Consider the following 25,507-nt stretch of genomic DNA (forward strand, 5'->3'; position numbering starts at 1 on the left):
CGTGTGCTCATGCGCTAACGACAGTCCTGGTTCAATCCATCTCCTGGCGCACTGCTACAGCTTAGCGAGTTTATCGCCCTGTCGTCCTGAGCCAGTTTTGGCCCAATGCGGCTACTCAAACCAAAACGCCGCTGCCATCGGCAGCGGCGTTTAAGCAATGCAGGCCTGAACTTATACGGTAAAAGCCGCTTCCTGCTGGCCGGTCTTCAAATCGCCAGAGCGTACCAACTCGTCAGTGACACGGTCGATGGCGCGCTTGGCGCGGCCAATCATCTCGTCCACCTCACCACGGTTGATGGTCAGCGGCGGCGCAAAGCCGAGGATGTCGCCCTGGGGCATGGCGCGGGCAATCAGGTTCTCTTCCATGGCCGCCGCCGCGACGCGCGGGCCGACTTTCAGCATGGGGTCGAAGTGCAGACGCTGTTTGGCATCCGGCGAAAACTCCAACGCCGCCATCAAGCCAACGCCACGTACGTCGCCCAGCAGCGGGTGACCTTCGAAGGCTGCTTTCAGCTGCTGCTGGAAGTAAGCGCCGGTTTCTGCCGCGTTGCCCACCAGGTTCTCGCGCTCGATGATATCCAGGTTGGCAAGGCCTGCGGCACAGCCCAGGGCGTGGCCGGAGTAGGTCCAGCCGTGGCCGATGGGGCCGAATTCGCCGGTGCCCTGCTCCAGCACTTTCCACACCTTGTCGCCAACGATCACACCTGAAAGAGGCTGATAGGCGCTGGTCAGGCCTTTGGCGATGGTGATCAGGTCAGGCTTCATGTTGTAGTGGTGGCTGCCGAAGTCGGAGCCGGTACGGCCAAAGCCACACACCACTTCGTCGGCAATCAGCAATACATCGTACTTGTCCAGCACCGGCTGAATCGCCTCCCAGTAGCCTTCCGGCGGCGGCACGATGCCCCCGGTGCCCAGCACCGGCTCACCGATGAAGGCCGCGACGGTCTCAGGGCCTTCCTCTAGAATCATGGCTTCCAGCTTGTCCGCGCAGTAGGCAGAAAATTCGAGCTCGGTCATGCCGTGCTGCTCGGCGGCGCGCAGGTAGTAGTGCGGCGCTTCGGTATGGCGAATGGTATCGATGGGCAGGTCGAAGTGGTCGTGGAACGCCTTCAGGCCAGTCAGCGAGCCAGACGCAATGCCTGAGCCATGGTAACCGCGCATGCGCGAGATGACCTTTTTCTTCTGCGGGCGGCCCAGCACGTTGTTGTAGTAACGCACGATCTTGAGCTGGGTTTCGTTGGCATCAGAGCCCGACATGCCGTAGTAGACCTTGGACATGTTGAGGCCTGCGATTTTCAGCACACGCTCGGAAAGCTCGATTTGCGGCTCGTTGGAGTGGCCCACGTAGGTGTGATAGTAGGAAAGTTCCAGCGCCTGCTTGTAAATCGCTTCCGCCACTTCGGTGCGACCATAGCCGATGTTGACGCAGTAAAGACCCGCAAAACCATCGATGAACTCGCGGCCATCCTTGTCCACGATGTGGATGCCTTTACCGCCGGTAATCACGCGGCCCGGCGCATCGCCATGGGCAAAATCACGCAGATGGGTAGAGGCGTGGAAGGTGACTTTGCGATCGCGTTCAATCAGATCCTGATGCAAGCTCATAACGTTCTCTCTGTACGATAAGCCTCCCCGATCAGCGGGGCGGCACTTAAAATATTGCGGGCTGAACGGCTGGTTAAGCACACGCGAACACGCTGTAAACCCGTCCCTGGGCGCTCGGCTTTTTCATCCCTGAAAAAGACGGTTCGCTTAGTGCTTAACCAGCCTCGACTGCGACACTATCCGCGCTAGCTCCCCGATACCGATCCCAGCGCGCCCAGGCAGTAGTACTTCGTTTCCAGATACTCATCGATCCCCGTCGCGCCACCTTCACGGCCAAGGCCGGACTGTTTGACGCCGCCGAAAGGCACGGGCGGCCCGGTCATTTTCACCGAGTTGACGCTCACCATGCCGTACTCCAATGCACGCATCAGCTTCCAGATGCGGCGTATATCATGGGTGTAGATATACGCGGCCAGGCCGTACTCGGTGTCGTTGGCCATTTCGATGACTTCGTCGTCGCTACTATAAGCGGTAATGCCAGCCACCGGGGCAAAGTTCTCTTCCCGCCATACCTTCATTTGTGGCGTCACACCGGTCAGCAGTACCGGCATGAAGAAGTTGTCGCCCGGCGCTTGGCTTTGGTCACCCGCGATCAGGGTGGCCCCTTTAGAGATGGCATCGTCCACAATCGCAGCCGCTTTTTCGACCGCTTGGCGGTGAATCAGAGGACCAAGATCCACTTCGCCGTGCAGGCCGTTGCCTACGGTGAGTGCCGCCATGCGCTCGGTGAACCGGGCAACGAACTCATCGTGAATGGATTCGTGTACCAGAATACGATTCGCGGCAAGGCAATCCTGCCCGGAGGTTTGGAACTTCGCGGCCACGGCGGCGTAGGCCGCTTCTTTGGGGTCCATATCCGGCCCGACGATAAAGGGGGCGTTGCCGCCCAGCTCCAGCGAAAGCCGCTTTACGGTGTTGGCGCTCTGCTCGATGAGCAAGCGGCCAACACGGGTGGAACCAGTGAATGAAAGCGCCCGGATGCGCGGCTCTCCGCACAGAATTTTCGAGACTTCCGCAGGCTCGCCCAGCACGACGTTGAAGATACCTTCTGGAATGCCCGCACGCTCGGCGAGTTCAGCCAGCGCCAGCGCCGAAAATGGCGTTTCGTTGGCCGGTTTCACAATCACCGGGCAGCCAGCCGCCAGCGCAGCGGCGGCTTTACGTGTGATCATCGCCAGCGGGAAGTTCCAGGGCGTGATCATCGCCGCAATGCCCACCGGCTCCTTGATGGTGCCGAGCGATGCGTTGGGAATGTGGCTGGGAATGGTCTCGCCGTAGGTGCGCTTGCCCTCCTCCGCGAACCAGCGCACGAAGCTGGCGCCATACTCGACCTCGCCACGGGCATCCGGCAGCGGCTTACCCTGCTCGAGCGTCATGATGGTGGCCAAGTCTTCGCGGTTGGCCTGAATCAGGTCGTACCACGCCAGCAGGCGCTCGTAGCGCTCATCGGCGCGCAGCGCCCGCCAGTGAACGAATGCCGCTTCGGCGGCATCCACTGCGGCGGTAATTTGTTCGGCTTCCAGCAGGGGAATATGGCCGATGACGTCACCCGTCGCGGGGTCAACCACCGCTTCCTCACGGCCGCCCTCTCCATGGACCCACTTGCCGTTCACATACGCGTACTGGCGAAACAGGCGCGGATCTTCCAGGCGTTTTACTAGCGTGGCCGATAGTATGGTCATGGCACCTCCCCTTCCTGAACAGCATGGTCAGCCAGGCAGGTCCGCCCGGCTATCGAATGCCTTCAGGTTAACGGAGAGTGGCCACGAAGTGTTTTTGAAAGCGACCGGCAAACCCTGCGCTTTTTTTGCAAAATGCGGCGTGAGCGTGGTTTTTTTCGGCAGCGCGGCTACTGGGCGCTGTCGATATCGATTCCGATGGGCGCTTGCTTGACGGTTTTGGTGACGATATAGGTGAAATAGCGTTCGATCCCCGCCTCCGATATCAGCCACTTGTCCATCAGCCGCTGGTAGCTGTCGATGGTGCGGGCCTCGAACTTCACCAGGTAATCAACGCCACCGCCCACGGCCACACATTCGGTGACCTCGGGGGTAGCCATCACGAGTGCTTCAAAACGGGCAAAGCTTTCGGCGTTGTGCTGTTTGAGCTCGATCTGCACCCACACAGGGTTGCGCGGCACCAATACCTCCGCGTTGATGCGTGCCGTGTAGCCTTCGATCACGCCCGCCTTCTCCAGGCGCTTCACCCGCTCCCAACAGGGGCTGACCGAGAGATTGATCGCCTCGGCCAGCTTCGACTTGGTGATTCGCCCGTCCCGGGAGAGGATATCGAGGATTTTTAAATCATAGCGATCCAGTTTCATCATGCTGGGGGCTACACCTCCAGGCGTTCGACAACATCGGCAACCACCGCCAGGGTGTCGCCCATATTGATCAGCGAAGGGGCTCGGCGCGCCATCAGAATACCGTCGCGCTCGGCCTGGTACGCCACCGGCGATGATCCGCTGCGGGTCATGTCATAAACGTAGGCAATGGTCTGGCCCTTCTTCACTTCGTCGCCCAGTGCCACCAGCAGCTCCAACACGCCGGCGTGTTGGCTCTGCACGTAGCAGCTGGCATCCGGCATATCCAGGTACATCTGCCCACCTTCGGGCATTTTCACTTCGCCTTCTACCAAACCGTAATGAATCAGGAAGTTGCGCACGCCGCGCTCGGCAATGGCGATACTTTGCGGGGTGGAGGTACCGCCGCCGCCAAGCTCGGTGGCCACGAATACTTTGCCCTGACGTTCACAGGCGGTATCGAACAGTTTTTCAGCGTCCAGCTCGAACATCACCATGGCATAAGGCGCACCGAAGGCCTTGGCGCCTTCCAGCGCCGCCTGCTGCTGGTGTTTGTCATCCAGTACGTGAGACGCACCAAACGGCAGGATATCCAGCGTGCGGCCACCAGAGTGCAGGTCGAGCACGACATCGCTCATGGGCACCAGCACTCGGGTGAAGTAGTCGGCAATTTGTGAGGTCACCGTGCCGTTAGGGTCGCCGGGAAAGCTGCGGTTCAGGTTGCCTTTGTCCATCGGCGAGGTGCGCTTGCCAGCCATCACCGCTGGGGTGTTCATGCAGGGCACGATGATCACACGGCCAGTCACCTCCTCGGCCTTGAGCGCCGAGGAGAGCTTGAGCAGCGACGTTATGCCTTCGTACTCGTCACCATGGTTGCCCCCCGTCAACAGGGCCGTGGGGCCTTCGCCGTTCTTCACCACGGTCACGGGAATCATCACCGCCCCCCAGGCGGATTCATCAGTGGAGATCGGCAGCTTCAAGAAGCCGTGCTGCACGCCGTCGGCGTCGAAGTCGACGGTGGCAGAGATGGGGCTGGGCCGCAGTGAGTTCGGTTGAAGCGTCATGGTGAATCCTTTTTATTGAACGTGCGGCTATTTCACGAACAGCTGGCGGGGGAAGTTTGCCAGCGTTTCGCAGCCGTCTTCGGTAATCAGTATGCTTTCGGTAATTTCCAGCCCCCAGTCATCGACCCACAGGCCCGGCATGAAGTGAAAGGTCATGCCCGGCTGCAGGATCGTCTCGTCCGAGGGGCGCAGGCTCATGGTGCGCTCGCCCCAGTCGGGGGGGTAAGAGATGCCAATCGGGTAGCCACAGCGCGCGCCACCGCGGTCAAAACCATACTTGTCCATGGCCGCCCCCAGCGCCATGGCGATGTCGGCCGTGCGATTGCCGGGCTTGGCAACGGCCAAGCCGTTTTCGATGCCTTCCAGCAAGGCCGATTCGGCGCGGATGAAGTCGGTGGGCGGCGTGCCGAGGAACACAGTGCGCGACATGGGCGCATGGTAGCGCTTGAACACCCCGGCAATTTCGAAGAAGGTGCCTTCACCACTGCGGAACGGCGTATCGTCCCAGGTCAGGTGTGGCGCCGCTGCATCCTTGCCCGTAGGCAGCATGGGCACGATGGCCGGGTAATCACCGCCAAACACCTTGCCGTTTTCGTCGATGAACCCTTCGATGCCCACGCGATAGATTTCAGACACCAGCTTGCTCTTGGGCAACCCCGGCTCGATCACTTCCAGAATGCGCGAGTGCATGCCTTCGACAATCCTGGCGGCGACCCGCATATAGGCAATTTCCTGGGGAGACTTGATCGCCCGGCACCAGTTCACCAGCGCATTGGCATCCATGAAGTGCGCGTGGGGAAGCTCCTTGAGCAGGCTTTGGTAAGCCTTGGCAGAAAAGTAGTAGTTGTCCATTTCCATGCCCACCACGCCGGTGTGCCAGCCACGGTCGGGCATGATCGACTGCGCCAGATACTCCATCGGGTGCATGTCGGGGTTCTGGACGTAGTAATCCGGGTAATAGGTGATGTTATCGGGGTGAATCCAGCAGGTGCGCAGCGCGCCATTGGCATCCATCCGGCGACCAAACCACACCGGCTCACCCTCCAACCCCACCAGCACGCACTGGTGCACATAAAATGACCAGCCGTCGTAGCCGGTCAGCCACGCCATGTTGGAAGGGTCGCTGACGATCAACACATCGATGCCGCGACCGGCCATTTCAGCACGCACTTTCCATAAACGGCTGGCGTACTCTTCACGGGTGAAAGGCAGGGAAACCTCTGTCATCGGGCAACTCGCCAATAAAAGATCACTTAGAACCAGCGCCCGCGGTAAGTCGCGGCACTGGGCCACAGGATCGACCTGGTCACCGCCGCTGCTGGCCCGCCAATGTCGCCTTGCCCCGATACTAGCACCCCTCCTTGGTCAGCGGTCAAAGCCTTTATGGCAAAAATTGCATAGACCGTTAACATCGCTTCTAACGAGGCGTTGACCGCGAAGCGACGCGCCTCGCATGGGTTGCGGTCTTCGGGTTCTCTCGCTCATGATAGAGCTTCCCCCAGAAGCCGCAGCTAAGGAGCCTTCATGAAAATTGTCGTCCATATCGACAATGCCGCGCAGTGGCAGGCCGCTATTGCCGACGCATTGCCCCAGGCCACGGTATTGACCAGCGACGCCCCGGCCAGCGAGCGGCTCGACGCTGATTACCTGGCCGTCTGGAAGGCACCGGCCCATTTGCTGCAGGAGCAAACGCACCTGAAGGGCATCATCAATCTCGGGGCAGGCGTCGACCACTTGCTCAATACGCCGGGCCTTCCTGACGGCGTGCCCATCGTCAAACTGCGCGACGCGGGCATGAGCGAACTGATGGCCGACTACGTACTATACGGCGTGCTGCACTTCTACCGCAGCATGGACCGCTATCGCCAACAGCAGACCCACGCCCAGTGGACGCCGCAGCCAGTCGCCGGCAAGGCCGACTGGCCGGTGGGCGTGCTGGGGCTCGGGGCCATTGGTGGCTATGTGGCCAGTGCACTGCAGCAGGCAGGGTTTCCGGTTTGGGGATGGAGCCGCTCTGCCAAACAGATCAGCGGGGTACGCTGCCTGCACGGTGACGAGGGCCTGGACCAGCTGTTAAGCAAGGTGCAGAGCGTCGTGACCATCCTGCCGGATACCCCGGCCACTCGGCATATCCTGAACGCCGCCCGGCTGGCGCAACTTCCGCCAGGGGCAAGTGTGATCAACCCTGGGCGCGGGAGTCTGATCGACGAACAAGCCCTGTTGAAAGCCCTTGGCACGGAACAGCAGCCAGGCCACCTGCGCGGTGCGCTGCTGGACGTCTTCCACGAAGAGCCGCTGCCTGCCAACCACCCACTGTGGCAGCACCCTAGGGTGATCGTGACGCCGCATATGGCGGCCCCGACCCCGTTGAATGACGCCATCGATCAAGTCATCTCCTATCTGCATGCCTTCGATGCCGGTGAACCTCTCGCCACCGTCAACCCTGAGGCGGGCTACTGACGCCCACTGCTCGGCACGTTATACTTTGCCAAGTGCTATCGTTTGCTGAGAACGGGCCAGCGACGCAAGGGAACCAAGGGCTGAGTCAAGGGCTCTGAGGATCATATATTCAATGGAGGAATGGCCTTTGCGTCATATTAACGTCACTGCGGCTCATCGCTGGCTGAGCATTGCCGTGGGTGCCCTGAGTATGTCTGGCATGACAGCCGCCGTCGCAGAGCAGCCCGTCGAGGATGCTGCCTGGGCTGCCCCGCAGCCGTTCGAAGCACAGTACCGGCTGGAGATTCGTGGTTGGCCGGGCGCGACCATCACCCATACGCTATCCAACGAAGGCCTGCACTGGCTCAGCGACATGAGCTTTTCCGTGGCCGTGGCGCGCGGCCAAGAGCGCAGCCGCTTTGCGGTGGACGATGACGCCACTCGCTCGCTGCTCTACAACAGCAGTTACTCGCTGTTTGGCGTGGGCGACAGCTACCAGCTGAACGAAGCCGATATCCACTCGCTGGACCGTCAGACGGCCCTGTTCGACCTGTCACGGCGGGTCGGCCATGAAAACTGCACCCAGCAGGCGCCCTGCGATATCTCGTTCGTGGATCACCGGGGCCGAGACGAGCACTTTCAGTACTACCTGAATGCCCCGGCCAGCGTCAGCGTCCCCGCTGGGGATTTCGATGCCCAGCCGGTTACCCTGGTGGATGCCGACAAACCCGACCGTTACCTGGTGATCAATTTTCACCCTGACTGGCCCGGGCTGATCCTTTCTGCGGAGTACCAAAAGGAGGGGCGTCGCCAGACCACCATCACCATGACACGCTTCACGCCTGACGAGGGTAATGAACGCTAGATGCTCTCAGGCTTATTGATCGTATTGTTGCCGCTGTTTCTGGGCTATCTGGTTCGCGTTCGCTCCACGGCGTGGCTGAATCTCATCAACCGAGCCGTCAGTGGCTCGGTGTACTTGATACTGCTGTTCATGGGAGTGAGCCTGGCGGGGCTTGAAAATCTGGGTAGCCAGCTGTCTCGCCTCGGGGGTAACGCCCTGCTGCTTTTCAGTATCACCACCCTCTTCAATCTTGCCGCCCTCTGGTGGCTGTCCAGACGCGTACGCCTGAGCGCGGGGAGCTCTCCCGTGGTCAAGGACGCCCCCACCAGCAAACTGGCGGCCATGGGCGGCTCGCTGATGCTCGTCGCCGTGGTGGCAGGTGGCGTGGCGCTGGGGCTGCTGCTCGGCCCCACGCTGGGAGAAGCGCTATTTACCATGGCGGACTGGCTGGCAGAGTGGGTGCTCTACGTGCTGCTGGTGTTGATTGGTTGCCAACTGCGTAATTCGGGCATGCCGCTCAAACAGATTTTGCTCAATCGCCTGGGGCTCGCTATTGCGGTCACCCTGGCGCTCAGCTCGCTGTTGGCAGGATTGGCCGCCGCCCCCTTGCTCTCATTGCGCTGGAACGAAGGCTTGGCCATGGCCTCCGGATTTGGCTGGTATTCGCTGTCGGCCATTCTGATTGGCGACCAGCTCGGCCCGCTGATGGGCGGCGTAGCGTTCTTCAACGACCTGACCCGCGAGCTGCTGGCGTTCATACTGATTCCTCTGGTCATCCACCGCCACACCGCGCTGGCAATTGGCTATGGCGGGGCCACCTCCATGGACTTCACCCTGCCCGTGATTCAGCAGCATGGCGGCGTGGCCTGTGTGCCCATTGCCGTGGTCAGCGGCTTTATCCTCTCGCTACTCTCCCCGCCGCTGATTCTGTTCTTTCTTTCGCTGTCGGGTTAGCGTGAGCGGGCGCTCCTTGGGTAGGATACGCAGCTAGCGTATTGCTTCGATCATCAAGGACGCCCACCCACCATGCTCAACGGAATCTGGTTAAGCTTTTTCATTGCCGCCTTTGCGGCATCGCTCTGGCAATGGCTGGTGGGTGGCGACAGCGAGGTGTTTGCCCGCCTGGTGCAGTCGCTGTTCGAAATGGCAAGGGTCAGCGTCGATATCATTCTGGTGCTGCTGGGCACCATGACGCTGTGGCTGGGATTTCTGGCCATTGCTGAAAAGGCGGGGTTAATCCGCCTGCTGGGGCGAGTGCTCGACCCGCTGTTCTGCCGCTTGATGCCCGAAGTGCCCCGCGGCCACCCGGCCATGGGGCTGATCAGCATGAACTTTGCCGCCAACATTCTAGGCCTGGATAACGCTGCGACGCCCATTGGCATCAAGGCGATGCATTCGCTGCAAACCCTGAACCCCAGCCGCGATACCGCCAGCAATGCGCAAATCCTGTTTCTGGTACTGAATACCTCGTCGCTGACCCTGCTGCCCGTCACGATTTTCATGTACCGCGCCCAGCAAGGGGCGGCAGAGCCGACGCTGGTGTTCCTGCCGATTCTGCTGGCGACCAGTGCGTCCAGCCTCGCCGGGCTGCTGGCGGTGGCCATCATGCAGCGTCTGAAGCTTTGGCAACCGGTGGTGCTGGGGTACTTGCTGGCCGCTGCGCTGGCCCTGGGGCTTTTGATCACCACGCTGGCGGGGATGTCGGCTCAAGCGCTGGCCGCGGCTTCCACGCTGGTTGGCAACCTCACGCTGTTCAGCATTGTGATCATGTTCCTGGTCGTGGGGGCGCTGCGCGGCGTGAAGGTGTATGACGCCTTTATCGAGGGTGCCAAAGAAGGCCTGAGCTTTACCATCACCCTGCTGCCCTACCTGATTGCCATGCTGGTGGCCGTTGGGGTGCTACGCGCCAGCGGCGTGCTGGATGCCGGGCTTGGCGGCATTCGCTGGCTGGTGGAAGGCATTGGCTGGGATACCCGCTTTGTGGATGCGCTACCCACCACCTTTGTGAAACCGCTCTCCGGCAGCGGCTCCCGCGCCATGATGATCGAGACCATGAACACCTTTGGTGTCGATAGCTTCCCAGGGCTACTGGCCGCCACGTTCCAGGGCAGCACCGAAACCACCTTTTATGTGCTGGCGGTCTACTTCGGCGCCGTAGGCATTAGCCGCATTCGCCATGGACTGGGATGCGCCCTGGTCGCCGATGTGGCAGGCATCACCACCGCCATTCTGGTGTGTTACTGGTTCTTTGGCTGAATCAGCAAGATCGTTCGCCACGCATCGCTGCGCTGAGCGCTTTGCGCAGCGCTGGCCCGGAAAGCCCACGGCCAAGCAGAACGATGAGTTTGGCCACGGCGGCTTCCAGCGTGATGTCTCCTCCAGCGATCACGCCCGCCTGATTGAGCGCCGCCCCGGTGGCGTAGGCGCCTTGAATGACCTCCCCCTGAGCGCACTGCGTGACGTTGAGCAGCGCCACGCCCCGCTCATGGGCCGCTTTCAAGGCGTCGAGCAGTGCACCGTCAAAGCTGGGCGGGTTCCCCACGCCGTAGCTGTGTAGCACCACACCTTTCAGCGTGTCGTCTGCCAGTAGCGCTTTGGCGCGCGTTAGCGACATACCCGGGTACAGCGGCAGCACGGCCACCGCCTCATCGTCTAGCTGGAGCGGCGAAAAGCTAGGCTCCCCGCTGAGCAGCGCCGAGGGCTGGGGAAAGGTGATGCCAATGCCGATCTCGGCCAGCCAGGGGAAGTTGGGAGAGTCGAAGGCATCCAGACCTTGAGTACGCACCTTGCGGGCGCGGTTACCGCGCAGCAGCCGGTCATGGAAGACCAGGCTCACTTCGCAGGGTGTGGCCGGATGAGCCGCCAGCTGTAGCGCGCTGACCACGTTGTTCAGCGCGTCGCTTCTGGGCTCACCCAGCGGAATTTGAGAGCCGGTGAAGATCACCGGCTTGTTCAAGGCCCCGAGCATGAACGACAGCGCCGACGCGCTGTAGGCCATGGTATCGGTGCCGTGCAGAATCACGAAGGCATCGTAGACCTGCCAGTGGGCTTCCAGCGCCGCGATCAGTCGATTCCACGCCTCGGGCATCAGCTCGGCGCTGGCGATCAAAGTCGTTCAGAATGCGCAGGCCGCACTTGAACAGCAGGATCAGCGCCACGAGGTTGACCACTGCCAAGAGGCCCATAGTCACATCGGCGAAGCCAAACACGGTGCCTAGGTCGGTGGTCGCGCCCCAGCACACCAGCAGTACAATCGCCACCCGGAAGGCGTTGAACAGGTTCTGGTTGTCACGGCTGAAGAAGTTCAGGCTGTTTTCGCCCAGGTAGTAGTTATAGAGGATGGTGCTGAAGGCAAACAGCAGCAGCGCCAGGCTCACGAAGGTGCGGCCCCACTCGCCCACGTGGTCTGCCAAGGCAGCCTGGGTGAGCGCGATACCTTCGACACCCGCCCCGGCGGCGGGGTCATACACGCCGCTGAGCAGAATCAGAAACGCCGTGGCCGAGCAGATGATCACCGTATCGATAAACACCGAGAACGCCTGCACGATGCCCTGGTTGGCCGGATGTGGAACGTACGCCACGGCAGCCACGTTGGGCGCACTGCCGAGGCCCGCTTCGTTAGAGAACAGGCCACGCTTCAAGCCCATCATGATGGCAGCGCCAATACCGCCGCCTACCAGCGGCTCAAGGCCAAAGGCACTCTTGACGATCAGGGCAATCACCGCGGGGATATCCCCCAGGTTCATGGCAATCACTAACAGCGCCACGGCGATATAGCCCACGGCCATGAAGGGCACCAGGAATTCGGAGATGCGAGCAATCCGCTTGATGCCGCCAAAGATGATCAGGCCCACCAGCATTGCCAGCGCAATACCGCTGTACAGCACCGGCACGCCGAAGGCGTCGCCAAACGAAGTGGCAACGGCATAGGATTGCAAGGCGGTAAAGGCAAAACCGAAGGTGAGTAACAGCAGTACCGAGTAGAACGCTGCCAGCCAGCGCCACTGCTTGCCCAAACCTTTGACGATGTAGTACGCCGGACCACCGCGGTAAGTGCCATCACCTTCCGCCTGTTTGTAGGTTTGCGCCAGGGTGCACTCTAGAAAGCTGGTCGCCATACCCATCAAACCGACGATCCACATCCAGAAAATCGCCCCCGGGCCGCCCAGCGTAATCGCCACGGCCACGCCGGCGATGTTACCGCCGCCCACGCGCCCCGCTACCGACAGTACCAGCGCCTGAAACGAGCTCAAGTGGCCGTGCTGATTACGCTTGAAGGCTTGACCGGAACCCAGAATACGGAACATCTGACCAAAATAACGAAACTGTACGAAGCGGGAGGCGACGGTAAAACCGATACCAACGCCCACCAGTAATACGAGCAGAACCCTCCCCCAGAGGAGGTCGTTGAGCATATCGAGCATGGGATAGTCTCCGCATTTTTATATTGGCGTTATGGTTGTAATCGCGTCCTTGTTTGCGATTGAAAGGCGCGCAGAGTGTTGTACCAAGCCAAAAGCGGGATGACGCTTGGCGCAGCGATGCAGTTGGTTGCACTCACTGCGCCAGTGGGTGCATCACAGTGCATCAGGCGTATACAGCCCCCGCGAGATGATGACCGCTAGAGAGAATGTACCGAGCAGTCATCTGATGATGTTACTGCGATGCCCACTTGTGAAGATGCACCGATTGACGTTAAATAACATCAATATCGATGCAAGCGAGTGCACGACCAGGCAGGAGTGAACGATGCGAACCACTGTTACCATTGACGATGAGCTCTACGAGCAGGCATTGGCGTTTGCCGAGCCGGGAGTGGATAAACCGTCAGACCTCTTTCGCGAGGCCATGAAGACCTATGTCCGCGTGCAAGCCGGTCGACGTCTTGCAGCCTTGGGTGGGACTGCGCCAGAGATGCCCGACATACCCCGCCGTCGCGAGGCGCCTTCAACGCAATGAACGTGCTAGTCGACACATCGGTTTGGGTGGATCATTTCAGAAAACGAAACGATGCCCTGATCGGATTGATCGAAAAAGATCTTGTGCTCAACCACCCCATGGTTTTAGCTGAGCTTGCCTGCGGGACACCTCCCTCCCCGCGCACTCAAACGCTAAAGAGTGTTGCCCTCTTGCGGCCCTGTCATCAGGCTAGTTTGTCGGAGGTGATGGACTTCATCGAACGTGAAAAGCTCTATGGCCTGGGCTGCGGCTTAGTCGACATGTGCTTACTTGCCTCAACACTTATCACGCCCGATACGCAGTTATGGACGCTAGACAAGCGTCTCGCGGATATGGCGGACAAGTTCGCTGCGGCCTACCGGGTCGCGGTACATTGAGAGCTGATCACAATATCCGCTTGAGCTGCTTAATAAAATAGCCACCATCGATCAACATTGCTGCAGGCATGGCTTCTTTTCCTTCTTCAAACGAAAAACGCCCCAGGGGTCGGCTTATCCCGAGATATGTGGGAAAGCTTACTGCCCAGGGCGTGGATAACGCTTAGCTTACGGAGTGCTTAATACATCGCCAACCCCTACATCCGTAACATCATTACCAGGGGCACGCAATGCCCGCGTTTGCCGCCCTGGCCGCGTGAAGCTTCTTGTAGCTTTCGATGAGGCGCTGGTGGCGCTCCAGCCCCTCCAACTGCATGTTGGTGGGAGTAAGGCCGTGGAAGCGCACGCTGCCATCTACCGAGCCAACCACCGCCGCCATGGTGGCTTCGCCGAACATGCGCTGGAAGTTGGGCAGGTAGTCGTCCAACGCCAGCTCGTCGTCCAGGGCAATCTCCAGCACCGCGCTCACAGCTTGATAGAACAGGCCGCGCTCGACGGTGTTGTCGTTGTACTGCAGGAACATCTGCACGCAGTCCAGCGCCTCTTCATGGCGGTCAAGCGCCAGGTAGACCAGCAGCTTCAGCTCAAGAATGGTCAGTTGCCCCCACACGGTGTTCTCGTCGAACTCGATACCGATCAGCGTGATGATATCGACGTGGTCGTCCATCTGACTCTCTTCCAGCCGCTCGACCAGGTCGGTCAGCTGTGCGTCGTCCAGGCGGTGCAGGTTGAGGATATCTTCGCGGTAATCCAGCGCCTTGTTGGTGTTATCCCAAATCAGGTCTTCGATGGGGTACACCTCGGAGTAGCCCGGCACCAGAATGCGGCACACCGGTGCGCCCAGGTCTTCGTGTACCGCCATGTACACTTCAGCCCCCAGCTCCTCGAAAATACCGAACAGGGTCTCGGCTTCTTCCTCGTTGCTGCCAGAGAAGTCCCACTCGCTGAACTCAAAGTCGGGCTTGGCACTGAAGAAGCGCCAGGAGACCACGCCCACCGAGTCGATGAAGTGCTCGACGAAGTTGTTCGGCTCAGAGACAGTCTGGGAATTGAAGGTCGGCAGCGGCAGGTCGTTCAGGCCTTCGAAGCTGCGCCCCTGCAGCAGCTCGGTCAGGCTGCGTTCAAGCGCCACTTCAAAGCTTGGGTGAGCACCGAAGGAGGCGAACACGCCGCCGGTACGCGGGTTCATCAGCGTCACGCACATGACCGGGAACTGCCCACCCATGGAGGCATCCTTCACCAGCACCGGGAAGCCCTGGGCTTCCAGGGCATTGATGCCCTCGACAATGCTGGGGTACTTGGCCAGCACTTCTTGCGGTACGTCGGGCAGGGTCAGCTCCTGTTCGAGGATCTCACGCTTCACCGCCCGCTCGAAAATCTCTGAAAGGCACTGTACCTGAGCCTCCACCAGCGTATTGCCCGCGCTCATGCCGTTGCTGAGGAACAGGTTTTCGATCAGGTTGGAGGGGAAGTAGACCGTTTCGCCATCGCTTTGGCGCACAAAGGGCAGCGAAACGATGCCCCGGTCTTCACGGCCTGAGTTGGTATCAATCAGGTTCGAGCCGCACAGCTCGCCTTCCGGGTTGTAAATCGCCAGGCAGTGCTCGTCGAGAATCTCGGCGGGCAGCTCGTCATTCGGCCCCGGCTTGAACCACTTCTCATTGGGATAGTGCACGAATTCGCTGTTCGCGATCTCTTCGCCAAAGAATTGATCGTTGTAGAAGAAGTTGCAGCTCAGACGTTCGATGAACTCGCCCAGCGCAGAGCACAGCGCACTCTCTTTGGTCGCGCCTTTGCCGTTGGTAAAGCACATGGGGGACGCCGCATCGCGGATATGCAGCGACCACACGTGAGGCACGATATTGCGCCAGGAGGCGATTTCGATCTTCATGCCAAGGTCGGCAAGAATCGCACTCATATTGGCGATGGTCTGCTCCAGCGGCAGGTCTTTGCCTTCGATGTAAGTGCTGCCCCCTTCCGGCGCGCCCATCAGCAGCGCCTGGGCGTCCTCGTCGATGTTCTCGACCACCTCGATCTGAAACTCGGGGCCGGTCTGGATGACCTTCTTCACTGTGCAGCGGTCGATGGAGCGCAGAATACCTTCGCGATCTTTTTCCGAGATATCTTCCGGCAGCTCGACCTGAATCTTGAAGATCTGCTTGTAGCGGTTTTCCGGGTCGACGATGTTGTTTTGCGACAGGCGAATGTTCTCGGTGGGAATATTGCGCGCGTTGCAGTACACCTTGACGAAGTAGGCGGCACACATGGCCGACGACGCCAGGAAGTAGTCAAACGGGCCAGGGGCCGAGCCGTCGCCCTTGTAGCGAATCGGCTGGTCGGAAATGACCGTAAAATCGTCGAACCTGGACTCCAGGCGGAGGTTGTCGAGATAGTTAACTTTGATTTCCATAAGCGGGTGTCCGGAGTAATGAGTGTGCCTGAGCGCCAACGCATCAGGCGAATGGCGGCCATTATCCAGTTTTTTGCCCGCTTCGTCTTGGGCAGTCGCTTGAATCGCTCATGGCTGATGTAGCAAGAACGGCAGCGCCTCTTCCAGCAGCAGGTCAGGAATCTCTTCGGCAATGTAGTGGCCGCAAGGCAGCGCCTTGCCCTCTACCTGCGTCGCTACCTTGCGCCATTCAGCCAAGGCATCGAAGCAGGCTTCAATCGCGCCTTGGGCACCCCACATCACGTTGATCGGGCAGGTGAGCTTCACACCCGCGTCGATATCCGCCTGGTCGTGCTCCAAGTCGATGGTGGCGCTGGCGCGGTAGTCGCCGCAGATGCCGGTGGCCGTACCGGGAAGCGACAGGCAGCGCTCGTACTCCGCCAGCGCTTCTGGGGCGAACGGTGCCATACCGGCACTGCGGGCGCCCATCACGCTTTTCAGGTACTGCGCGGGGTCGGCTTGAATCAGCATTTCCGGCAGCGGCTGAGGGCGAATCAGAAAGAACCAGTGCCAGTAGCTGCGGGCAAACGCCTCATTGGTGCCACGGTACATGGCCAGCGTGGGGGCGATATCTAAAAGCACCATGCGCTCGATCCGCTCGGCGTAATCAACGCCTAAACGATGCGCCACCCGCGCGCCGCGGTCGTGGGCCAGCACCTTGAAACGCTCGAACCCCAGCGCGCTCATTAGTTCGGCCATATCGGCGGCCATAGTGCGCTTGGCGTAATTGAAGTGCTCTGCGTCGTCGTCGGGCTTACTGCTGTCGCCGTAGCCGCGCAGGTCGGCAGCAATAACCGTAAAGTGCTGGGCAAGCGTGGCCGCGACTTTGTGCCAAATCATATGGGTCTGCGGGTGCCCGTGAAGCAGCAGTAGCGCCGGGCCGCTGCCGCCCATCCGATAGGCAATTTCGACGCCGTTAACGCGGCGCGTCTGTTTTTCAAACCTTGCAAACATGGCTAGCTCCTCGCGGATAGATGATGCTCTTCATTCGACGACTTCTTGTAACCGCTCGATCAGAAAGTCTTTCAGCGCGACCACGGCGGGCGTGAGCGACAGCCGATGCGGGCAGACGAGATACAGCGGCGCGGGCTCGGTAGGAAACGCAGCCAACAGCGCCACCAAGCGGCCTGCGCGGAGATCCGCCTGAACATCAAGGCGAGATTTATAGGCAACGCCCTCTCCCGCCAGCGCCCAGCGGCGCACGCACTCCGCATCGTCGCTCACCCGATTGCCCTGCACGCTGATACGCTCACTGCCGAACTGCCACTGGTCATGCACCCGCTCACCAAGATTGAAGCAGAGGCAGTTGTGCTGGCGTAGTTCATCTGGCGTGGCGGGCTCGCCGTGGCGCGCGATATAGCGAGGTGCGGCGCACACCACCCGTTGGTTATCACTTTTTAGCGGCAGGGCTACCAGGCTGGAATCCTCCGGCACGCCGTAACGCAGGGCAATCTCCACTGGCTGGCGAAACAGATCGCTCACCCGGTCGCTGACCCGAAGCCGCAGACGCAGCTGCGGATGCAGCGCCATAAAATGGTCCAGCCAGCCCAGCAGCACGTTGCGGCCCAGATCGGAAGGCATGGAGAGGCTGAGCTCTCCCGCGATCTCCTGGCGTTCGCGGTGCAGCTCTTTTTCCCCTTCGGCAAGGGCGCTCAATGCCGTTTTCGCATGCACTAAATAGTGCGCCCCGGCGGGTGTTAGCCGCAAGCTGCGGGTAGAGCGTACCAGTAGCCGCGTGCCCAACGCGTCTTCAAGGCGTTTGATCGCCACGCTAGCCACTGCCGGGGTAATCGCCAGCTCCCGCGCGGCGGCGGAAAGGCTGCCGTGCTCGGCGGCATAGACAAGCACGTTTAGGTCATCGGTACGCATGGAGCGATAGCGCCCTTATTTTCAAAAAAAATTGGAAACTGTTAGCTACATTAGCCCTCTTTTTCATAAAACGACACCCAGGCATGATATCGCCATTCATCATCGCTTGGAGAACGACCATGAAAGCATTCGCGTTTACCAAAAGCCTACCGATCGACCACCCAGACGCCCTGCACGCCGTCGAGCTGCCGCTGCCCACACCCGAGCCCCACGATATTCGTGTCGCGGTCAGCGCAGTTTCCGTCAACCCGGTAGATGCCAAGGTGCGCAAAAGCGCGCTGCCCGAAGGCGGCGAGCCGCGGGTGCTGGGTTACGACGCGGTGGGCGTGGTCGATGCCGTGGGCAGTGCAGTCACTCGCTTTCAGCCGGGTGACCGGGTGTGGTACGCAGGCAGCATTGCGCGCCAAGGCTCCAATGCCGAGTACCAACTGGTCGATGAGCGTATCGTCAGCCTGGCGCCGAAAAGTCTGTCTGACGTCCAGGCAGCGGCTCTCCCTCTCACCGCCATTACCGCCTGGGAGCTACTGTTTGACCGCCTGGAACTGGGCCTGCGCGACACCAAAGGCAAAACATTATTAGTGGTAGGTGCTGCCGGTGGCGTTGGCTCGATTCTGATTCAGCTGGCCAAGCAGCTCACCGATATCACCGTGATTGGGACGGCCTCACGCCCGGAAAGCCAAGCCTGGGTCACGTCGCTCGGCGCCGATGCGGTGATCGACCACCGCCAACCGCTGGATGAAGCGCTCAAAGCCGCAGGCTACGAGCAGGTGGATATGGTCATCAGCCTTAACCAAACCGATCACCACTTCGAGGCGATCATCAATGCCTTGAAGCCCCAGGGCAAATTGGCACTGATCGATGACCCGGAGCTGATCGACGTGCGTAAACTCAAGCTCAAGAGCCTGTCACTGCACTGGGAGCTGATGTTCACTCGGCCTTTGTTTACTACCGAGGACATTGCCAAGCAGCACGACCTATTGAGCGAAGTTGCCGCCATGGTGGATAGCGGCCGTTTGACCACGACGCTTGGCGAGGTACTTGGCCCCATCACTGCCGACAACCTGACGCGTGCCCACGCGCTGATCGAGAGCAACCGCACCGTAGGCAAGCTGGTGCTAGCGGGGTTTTAAGCACGCGCGCCGATCATTTCAAGCCCGCTTGAGGTATCAGCCGTTGCACTCTTGGGCGCAAGGCGGCACATTAGCCGCCACCGCCCAAGAGCCCCGAGTCACGCCCATGCACGATGAATTTGTGGCCAATTTGCGCCTGCTGTGCAGCTACTACCCGTCGATTGCCGATGTGCGCCGCCGCCTGCCGATGAACCGAGCGCAATTCAACCGCTACTTGAGCGGGTGCTACTACCCCAGTCATGCGGCGCTCCAACGAATATGCCATTTTCTTGGCGTCACCGCAGACGACATTGCCCTCCCCCACCAGGATTTTCGCGCTCTGGTCATATCATGCGTACGCTGGTCTGTCTGGAGGAGCGCGACGGCGGCGTGGTGTATCAGCGCACCGAACGCATGCCGGTGGCCCCCGGCAAACGCCCCTGCCATAACCGCTATGTGGGGGCGGCAGTCAAACTCGCGGACCGGCTGTTCTTGATCGACCACGAAACTCTGAACGGTCACGAGATCACCCAGACCATTCTGTTTCCCAGCTTTCAAAGCCAGGTAACGCGATTGACGGGGCTGAAGATGGGCGTGGCAGACAACAGCGAGCGCATGCCCTGCTGTGTGAGAGTGGTGTATCAGCGGCTGGAGAACAGACCAGCCTGCGCGAAGCGCTCGCCCAGTGCGGGCTACTGGCACTGGACGACCCATCCCTGGATGCGGCGCTACTGGCCGCCATTCAGAACGATATCGCCGCAGGGGAGTACCATTTTCGTGCGCGCCATTAACGTGGCGGTGGCGTCGCAGTCGTCAGCACATGGGAAAACAGAATGGCTTCGAACTGCTCCATGGGAGCCAGCGACTTGAGCGTCTTGGCGCGCAGGATGGCGCCTTCCCACCCCGAGAGAATGAAGCTGGCCAGCGTGTCAGGTGACAACCCTTCCGGCACGCTGCCGTCTGCCTGCGCCTGGCTCAAGCACGTGACCAGGCGTTTTTCCCAGCGCTGGAAGACCACGTTGAGCGCATCGCGGAAGGTGTCGTTCTGGCCCGCCAGCTCCTGCCCCAGGTTGCCGATCAGGCAGCCCGTGGAGTGGTCACAGTCGAGCATATGCGCCCTACCTGCCGCGAAGTAGCGACGCAGACGTTCGAGAGGTGGCACGGCCGAATCTTCCATCAAGGTGGCCAGATTGGCATCGTATTGGCTGGCAAACCGCTCGATCACCGCCAGACCAAAGTCCTCTTTACTGGCAAAATAGTGGTAAAACGAACCCTTGGGTACACCGCAGGTTTTTAGAACGGCATTGATACCCGTGGCGTTATAGCCCTGCTGGGCAATCAGCTCAGCGCCGGTATCAATCAACTTATCGCGCGTGGCGGTGTTTTTCATAGCGTCATGCAGACCAGGAAGTCTATGGTTTTTCACGTCAATGATGACAGGTATCGGAAACCGCGTCAGCGTTTGGGTTGCACGCTATTTGCACAATGCTTGCCTAATCGCTGCGTAGGAATCGGTGATGCTAGCATGGTCTTGCCACTTCTCGGGCATTTTTGCCTTCAGCCAATGGATACCCCCCGGCCATGACTCCACCTCGCTCTTTTGCCTCCTCACAGCAAGGCCGCCTGGGCCTGGGTGCCCTGGCCGCCTTGCTGGTACTGGCAGGCGGCCTTGCCGTGGCCTGGTGGATCATCAGCCAGCCACCCAGGGTAGAGCGCAGGCCGCCGCCGCCGCCCGTGCCCCCGGTGGTCGACGTGATGACCGTCGAACAGCGCCTACAGTCGCCGACCCTGAGCGGCTTTGGTCGTGTCGAAGCGGAACAGTCGACGCTGCTGGCCAGCCGCGTGGCCGGGCAGCTGGAACGTTTTGCCGAAGGCGTACTGCCCGGCCGTGTGGTCGAGCAGGGAGCACCGGTGGCTTACATCGACCAGGCCGACCTGCAGCTGGCGTTGGAGGATGCCCAGGCTCAACTGGCAAACGCTGAAGCCCAGCTGGCCCTGGAGCAGGCCGAACAGCAGCGCGCCCGCAGTGAGTACGAGTCGTTCGGCAGGCAGCTGAGCGCCGAACGGCGAGCGCTGGTGCTGCGCGAACCCCAGCTGCGCCAGGCCCAGGCGCAGTTGACCCAGGCGCGCGTGGTCCGCGACCAGGCGGCGCTAAACCTGGAACGAGCCACCCTCACGGCGCCCTGGCGCGCCATGGTTCAGGAGCGCCTGGTGGGGGCTGGCAGCCTGCTGAGCCAGGGCACCGAAGTGCTCAGCCTGGTGGGTGTCGAGCAGTTCTGGGTACGCGCGTCGCTGCCCGGCGATACGTTGGCCTGGCTGGAGAGTGGCGGTCGCGTCACGCTCACCAGCCAGGGCTGGCCCGATCAGGCCGAACGGGAGGGCGAACTGCTCTCCGTGCTGCCCAACCTGGAAGAGAACGGCCTGCAGGCCCAGCTGCTGATTGCCGTGAACGACCCACTGGCCCTGAATCATGAGGGTCCCGCCCTGCGGCTGGGCGACGTCATGCGGCTCACCTTCCACACCCGGGCCCAGGAGCCACTGATCAGGCTACCCTCTGCCGCGCTTCGCCCCGGCGAGCAGGTCTGGTGGGTGGACGACGACAACCGCTTGCGCAGTACCCGCGTCACTCTCGCTTATCGCGGCCAGGATGACGTACTGATCCGGGAGGGCCTGGAAGCGGGCCAGCGCGTGGTCGTTGCAGGCCTGGCGCAGCCCCGCGAGGGGCAGGAAGTTCGCCTACGCCAACGTGGCGACACCCCGGCACGTGATCAGGAGAGCGCTCAATGATGCGTAAAGGCCCGTTGGCGTGGATGGTGGATCACGGCGTTGCCCCCAACTTGATGATGGTGCTGTTCATCGTGGGCGGCCTGATGGCCTCGATGGCCATCAAGAAAGAGGTCTTTCCGGAGTTCGAAACGGAAATCGTCCAGGTCTCCATCAGCTACCCAGGCGCCACCCCAGAAGATATCGAGCAAAGCCTGCTGCTGCCCATGGAAGCCGCCATCGCCAACGTGGAAGGCATCGACGAGATGACCGCCAGCGCCAGCGAAGGCAGCGGCGTGGTCAGCGCAACGCTGATCGACGGCGTGGATGTGATGCGCGCCTACCAGGACATTCAACAAGCCGTGAATGCCATTACCACCCTGCCCGCCGCTGCCGACCCGCCCCGTATTACCCTGGCAGGCCGCTCGCGCAGCGTCGTCAGCCTGCAGGTGTACGGCAGGGTGGGTCAGGAAGCCCTGCACGACGCGGCCGAGAACGTGCGGGCCGAGTTACAGGCCACCAGCGGCATCTCCCGGGCAGAGCTCTCCGGCAACCGAGACCGGGAAATCCAGGTGCACCTGGACGATGAAGCCATCGAGCGCTACGGGCTCGATCATCAGCAGTTGGCCAGCCGCATCGCCGCCGAAGCACTGGATCTGGCCAGCGGCCAGTTGACCACCGCCGAGGGAGAATGGCTGATCCGCTACCAGGGGCGCCGCAATAGCGCCGAAGAGTTCGCCGAGCTGCCCATTCTGACCACGGCCCAGGGCTCGCCGGTGCTGTTGCGCGACATTGCCCAGGTTAGTGAAGGCTTTGCCGAAACCGACCGAGAGGAGTTCTACAACGGCCAGCCAGGCATCTCGGTGGATGTGTACCAGATTGGCGGCCAAACCCCCACCAGCATTTCCAACGCGGTACGCGGCGAGCTGGAACGGCTGCGCGCCAACCTGCCCGACGGCGTGAGCCTGGACATCGCCCGGGACAGCTCGGAGGTCTACGAAGACCGACTCGGCCTGCTGCTCAAGAACGCCTGGATGGGCCTGGCGCTGGTGCTGGTGCTGATGGCGCTGTTTCTCGAAGCGCGACTGGCATTCTGGGTGACGCTGGGCATTCCCACGGCGTTTCTGGGGGCCATGCTGTTCCTGCCCTGGATTGGCGTCTCGCTCAACATGATGTCGATGTTCGCATTCATCATTGCGCTGGGCATCGTCGTCGATGACGCCATCATGGTGGGCGAGAACATCTACAGCTATCGCGAAGAGGGTTACTCGTTGCGCGATGCGGCGGTCAAGGGCGCCCAGGAAATTGCCACGCCGCTCACCTTTGCGATCCTCTCGAACATCGTGGCCTTCCTGCCCCTGCTGTTCCTGCCCGGCTTTTTGGGGCTGATCTTTGCCACGGTGCCGGTCGTGGTGATCACGGTCTTCGTGATCTCGCTGGTGGAAGCGCTGCTGATCCTGCCCGCACACCTGGCCCACGCCAGCAAACCGAGGCAAACGCCAGCCTGGCAGCGTCCTCTGGAGGCCGTGCGGCTACGCATGCAGCAGGGGCTGCACCATTTCACCTACCGGCGCTTCGAGCCCTTTCTGCAGGGTGCACTGAACCAGCGCCTGCTGACCGTCTCGCTGGGCGTGGCGCTGCTGGCGATCACCCTGGCATGGGCCATGAGCGGCCGATTGGGCTTCTCGCTGATGCCTCGGGTGGAATCCGACCAGGTGCAGGCCAGCGTCACCCTGCCGATTGGTAGCCACATCAGCGTCAGCCGCGAATTGAGCCAGCAATTGCTGGACGCCGCCACGGCCCTCAGCGAGCGTGAAGAGGGGTTGAGCTTCACCAGCACCCGTAGCCGTCTGGATGGCGAAAGCCTCTCCGTACGCCTCGACATCGCTTCGGAAAGCCTGGAGAGCTGGCCACCCTCACGCATTGCCCGCGAGTGGCGTGAACTGACCGGCGACCTGCTGGGCGCGCAATCGGTCCGCTTCGAATCCGACTTTGGCGGCCCCGGCAGCGGCGCCGCGCTGAGCCTGCGGCTTTCTCACCCCAACACCCAGGTGCTGGAGGCAGCCGCCACACGATTGGCCGAACAGCTGGCAGAGTACGGGCTGACGGACATCGACAGCGGCCTGGGCGACGGCAAGCCACAGCTGGAAATGCGCCTGTCGGCCGAAGGCCGCTCGCTGGGGCTGACCGGCAGTGACTTGGCACAGGCCCTGCGTGCTCCGCTGCAAGGCGCCACCGCCGTCGAGCAGTTCATCGGCCGCCGAGAGGTCAGCGTCGAAGTGCGTTTACCGGAAGCCTCTCGCGATAGCCTCAGTGAGCTGTACCGGCTTCCCGTACGCACCCCCGAGGGGCTCAGCGTGCCGCTGTCGCGGGTGGCCGACATCACCCTCAGCCAGGCGTCCAGCAGCCTGCAACGCATCAACGGCCGACGCATCATCACCGTCACCGCCGACTCCGAGGGCGACCAGGCCATCAATCAGGTGCTCGCCACCTTGCAGGAGGATGTCTTCCCCACCCTCAGCAATACCTGGCCGGGCCTCGAAGTCAGCATGGGTGGCCGCCAGCAGGATACCGCCGACAACCTGGCCACGCTGCGCAAGGCCATGTGGCTGATGATTGCGGCGCTCTATGCCCTGCTGGCAATTCCCTTCCGAAGCTACTTGCAGCCGCTGCTGGTGATGGCCGCCATTCCGTTTGGTATCGTGGGTGCCATCGGGGGACATATGCTGATGGGCTTTGGCTTGTCGATCATCAGCCTGCTGGGCATGCTGGCGCTGTCCGGCGTGGTCATCAACGATGCCCTGGTGCTGATCGACTACGCCAACCGCAAGCGGCGCGAAGGCATGGCGCCTCGGGAAGCCATCGTGGCCGCTGCCACACGCCGGTTGCGGCCGATCATGATGACCACACTGACGACCTTCCTGGGGCTGGCACCGATGATTCTGGAAACCTCGCGACAGGCACGCTTCATGATTCCCATGGCCATCTCTCTGGGCTTTGGCATGCTGTTCGCCACGGTCATTCTGTTGGTTCTGGTGCCCTGCCTCTATCTCAGCCTGGAGAATCTGCGCGAACGCCTCAGCGCACCGTCCCCTCCCGAACCCGAGAGGGCTAACCCATGAAGGCGTTACATAGCCTGCGCCAGTGGCGCCCTTCGCGGCTGGGCATGAAGCTGTTCGCGGCCATCCTGAGCGTCAATGTGGCCATTGCCGCCAGCGTATTTCTGGCGGTCACCTACAGTATCGACCGCGGCTTTCTCGACTACCTGAACCAGGCCCAGGAGCGCCGTGCCACGCTGCTGGCCGACGGCCTCATTACCCGTTGGGAAACTCAGAACAGCTGGGCGTGGCTGGAAGAGGCCCCCGACCGCTGGCCCTACATCGTGCGCTTCGAGCTGGGCCAGGAGCATCGTGATCGGCCATCCCCCCTGGGGGAAGCGCAGGATTTCGCTCTGCAGGGTGCCGATGGCCGTTCCATTATCCCCCCCGGCGGCACCCCGCGGGGCTCCCGCAACTGGCACTGGATGACCCTCTACAGCGACCTGGCGCCCAATGGCCAGCGCGAGGCCATTGGTGCCCTCGGTTTTCGCCCACCCCGGGAGATGATGGAGCGCATGGAGAGCCGCTTTCTGGAGCGCCAGCAGCGTAACCTGATCCTGATCGTGATCTCGCTGGGCATTGCCTCCCTGCTGCTGGCCGGCGGGCTCTCCTGGTGGCTGGGCCGACGC

The 25,507-nt window shown here is 61.4% G+C and carries 21 protein-coding genes and 2 pseudogenes; 11 read left to right on the plus strand and 12 right to left on the minus strand.

The features are described 5' to 3' along the window. Positions 1–171: 171 nt before the first annotated feature. The 5 genes from B7L72_RS03375 to doeA all read right to left on the minus strand — a co-directional run bounded on the left by B7L72_RS03375 (position 172) and on the right by doeA (position 6,198). Positions 172–1,605: an aspartate aminotransferase family protein gene (locus tag B7L72_RS03375; protein ID WP_081192547.1), complete on the minus strand. Its 1,434-nt coding sequence runs from the start codon at positions 1,603–1,605 to the stop codon at positions 172–174. Between the two features lie 185 nt (positions 1,606–1,790). Then, positions 1,791–3,287 carry an NAD-dependent succinate-semialdehyde dehydrogenase gene (locus B7L72_RS03380; protein ID WP_081192549.1) on the minus strand — a complete coding sequence of 499 codons (1,497 nt, stop codon included), beginning with the start codon at positions 3,285–3,287 and terminating at the stop codon, positions 1,791–1,793. A 167-nt stretch (positions 3,288–3,454) separates the two neighbouring features. Continuing rightward, entirely contained in the window at positions 3,455–3,931 is a 477-nt protein-coding gene (locus B7L72_RS03385; RefSeq protein ID WP_081136187.1) for an Lrp/AsnC family transcriptional regulator, read from the minus strand. Positions 3,932–3,939: 8 nt separating this feature from the next. Then, a complete protein-coding gene (doeB, locus tag B7L72_RS03390) occupies positions 3,940–4,971 on the minus strand; it encodes a N(2)-acetyl-L-2,4-diaminobutanoate deacetylase DoeB (protein ID WP_081192551.1) in 1,032 nt (343 codons plus the stop codon). 27 nt (positions 4,972–4,998) lie between these two features. Beyond that, positions 4,999–6,198, minus strand: coding sequence for an ectoine hydrolase DoeA (gene doeA, locus B7L72_RS03395; RefSeq protein WP_081136191.1), 1,200 nt, complete (start codon positions 6,196–6,198; stop codon positions 4,999–5,001). A 297-nt stretch (positions 6,199–6,495) separates the two neighbouring features. On the opposite strand from doeA, the gene B7L72_RS03400 reads away from it, so the two are divergent. The 4 genes from B7L72_RS03400 (at position 6,496) to B7L72_RS03415 (ending at position 10,510) form a co-directional block, all read left to right on the plus strand. Further along, positions 6,496–7,431, plus strand: coding sequence for a 2-hydroxyacid dehydrogenase (locus B7L72_RS03400; protein WP_081136192.1), 936 nt, complete (start codon positions 6,496–6,498; stop codon positions 7,429–7,431). Between the two features lie 199 nt (positions 7,432–7,630). Next, positions 7,631–8,275, plus strand: a complete 645-nt coding sequence (locus B7L72_RS03405; RefSeq protein ID WP_446718546.1) for a hypothetical protein — start codon at positions 7,631–7,633, stop codon at positions 8,273–8,275. Beyond that, the gene (locus B7L72_RS03410) at positions 8,276–9,208 is read left to right on the plus strand and encodes a lysine exporter LysO family protein (protein WP_081136195.1); all 933 of its coding nucleotides are present in this window, start codon (positions 8,276–8,278) and stop codon (positions 9,206–9,208) included. A 72-nt stretch (positions 9,209–9,280) separates the two neighbouring features. Beyond that, entirely contained in the window at positions 9,281–10,510 is a 1,230-nt protein-coding gene (locus B7L72_RS03415) for a nucleoside recognition domain-containing protein (RefSeq protein WP_081192554.1), read from the plus strand. A 1-nt stretch (position 10,511) separates the two neighbouring features. Here the strand turns inward: B7L72_RS03415 and B7L72_RS03420 are convergent, their stop codons facing one another. Then, on the minus strand, positions 10,512–11,342 hold the full coding sequence (locus B7L72_RS03420; protein ID WP_254893748.1) for an asparaginase: 831 nt from the start codon (positions 11,340–11,342) through the stop codon (positions 10,512–10,514). A gap of 4 nt (positions 11,343–11,346) precedes the next feature. Next, positions 11,347–12,678 (minus strand): annotated as a pseudogene (locus B7L72_RS03425) (alanine/glycine:cation symporter family protein); the annotation flags it as partial. A gap of 325 nt (positions 12,679–13,003) precedes the next feature. Between B7L72_RS03425 and B7L72_RS03430 the strand changes: the two are divergent. After that, on the plus strand, positions 13,004–13,213 hold the full coding sequence (locus B7L72_RS03430) for a type II toxin-antitoxin system VapB family antitoxin (RefSeq protein ID WP_081192556.1): 210 nt from the start codon (positions 13,004–13,006) through the stop codon (positions 13,211–13,213). Further along, positions 13,210–13,590 carry a type II toxin-antitoxin system VapC family toxin gene (locus tag B7L72_RS03435; protein WP_016916255.1) on the plus strand — a complete coding sequence of 127 codons (381 nt, stop codon included), beginning with the start codon at positions 13,210–13,212 and terminating at the stop codon, positions 13,588–13,590. The genes B7L72_RS03430 and B7L72_RS03435 overlap by 4 nt, the downstream gene beginning before the upstream one ends. A gap of 214 nt (positions 13,591–13,804) precedes the next feature. Here B7L72_RS03435 and B7L72_RS03440 read toward each other — a convergent pair whose 3' ends face one another. From B7L72_RS03440 to B7L72_RS03450, 3 genes are all read right to left on the minus strand, one after another. After that, positions 13,805–16,000, minus strand: a complete 2,196-nt coding sequence (locus B7L72_RS03440) for an OsmC domain/YcaO domain-containing protein (protein WP_081192558.1) — start codon at positions 15,998–16,000, stop codon at positions 13,805–13,807. 108 nt (positions 16,001–16,108) lie between these two features. After that, the gene (locus B7L72_RS03445) at positions 16,109–16,993 is read right to left on the minus strand and encodes an alpha/beta fold hydrolase (protein WP_081192560.1); all 885 of its coding nucleotides are present in this window, start codon (positions 16,991–16,993) and stop codon (positions 16,109–16,111) included. Positions 16,994–17,023: 30 nt separating this feature from the next. Continuing rightward, positions 17,024–17,908 carry a LysR family transcriptional regulator gene (locus B7L72_RS03450; RefSeq protein WP_081192562.1) on the minus strand — a complete coding sequence of 295 codons (885 nt, stop codon included), beginning with the start codon at positions 17,906–17,908 and terminating at the stop codon, positions 17,024–17,026. Between the two features lie 119 nt (positions 17,909–18,027). Between B7L72_RS03450 and B7L72_RS03455 the strand changes: the two genes are divergently transcribed. Next, entirely contained in the window at positions 18,028–19,038 is a 1,011-nt protein-coding gene (locus tag B7L72_RS03455; RefSeq protein WP_081192564.1) for a zinc-binding alcohol dehydrogenase family protein, read from the plus strand. A 70-nt stretch (positions 19,039–19,108) separates the two neighbouring features. Here the strand turns inward: B7L72_RS03455 and B7L72_RS18855 are convergent, their stop codons facing one another. After that, positions 19,109–19,279, minus strand: a complete 171-nt coding sequence (locus B7L72_RS18855; protein WP_254893749.1) for a hypothetical protein — start codon at positions 19,277–19,279, stop codon at positions 19,109–19,111. Between the two features lie 89 nt (positions 19,280–19,368). Here B7L72_RS18855 and B7L72_RS03460 point away from each other — a divergent pair, with 89 nt between their 5' ends. Further along, the gene (locus B7L72_RS03460; protein ID WP_254893750.1) at positions 19,369–19,887 is read left to right on the plus strand and encodes a hypothetical protein; all 519 of its coding nucleotides are present in this window, start codon (positions 19,369–19,371) and stop codon (positions 19,885–19,887) included. Here B7L72_RS03460 and B7L72_RS03465 read toward each other — a convergent pair. Further along, complete coding sequence (locus tag B7L72_RS03465; RefSeq protein WP_081192566.1) at positions 19,805–20,407, minus strand: TetR/AcrR family transcriptional regulator; 603 nt, start codon at positions 20,405–20,407, stop codon at positions 19,805–19,807. The two genes, B7L72_RS03460 and B7L72_RS03465, sit on opposite strands and share 83 nt — an antisense overlap. 191 nt (positions 20,408–20,598) lie before the next feature. On the opposite strand from B7L72_RS03465, the gene B7L72_RS03470 reads away from it, so the two are divergent. The 3 genes and pseudogenes from B7L72_RS03470 to B7L72_RS03480 form a co-directional block, all read left to right on the plus strand. Continuing rightward, positions 20,599–21,804 (plus strand): efflux RND transporter periplasmic adaptor subunit, encoded by a 1,206-nt coding sequence (locus B7L72_RS03470; RefSeq protein ID WP_081136434.1) that lies wholly within the window; start codon positions 20,599–20,601, stop codon positions 21,802–21,804. Then, the gene (locus B7L72_RS03475) at positions 21,801–24,902 is read left to right on the plus strand and encodes an efflux RND transporter permease subunit (RefSeq protein WP_081192568.1); all 3,102 of its coding nucleotides are present in this window, start codon (positions 21,801–21,803) and stop codon (positions 24,900–24,902) included. Before B7L72_RS03470 ends, B7L72_RS03475 begins: the two co-directional genes overlap by 4 nt. Then, positions 24,899–25,507 (plus strand): annotated as a pseudogene (locus tag B7L72_RS03480) (two-component sensor histidine kinase); the annotation flags it as partial. The gene B7L72_RS03475 and the pseudogene B7L72_RS03480, both read left to right, overlap by 4 nt.

Source organism: Halomonas sp. BC1, assembly GCF_002078135.1.
In the GTDB taxonomy this organism is placed as follows: Bacteria; Pseudomonadota; Gammaproteobacteria; order Pseudomonadales; family Halomonadaceae; genus Vreelandella; species Vreelandella stevensii.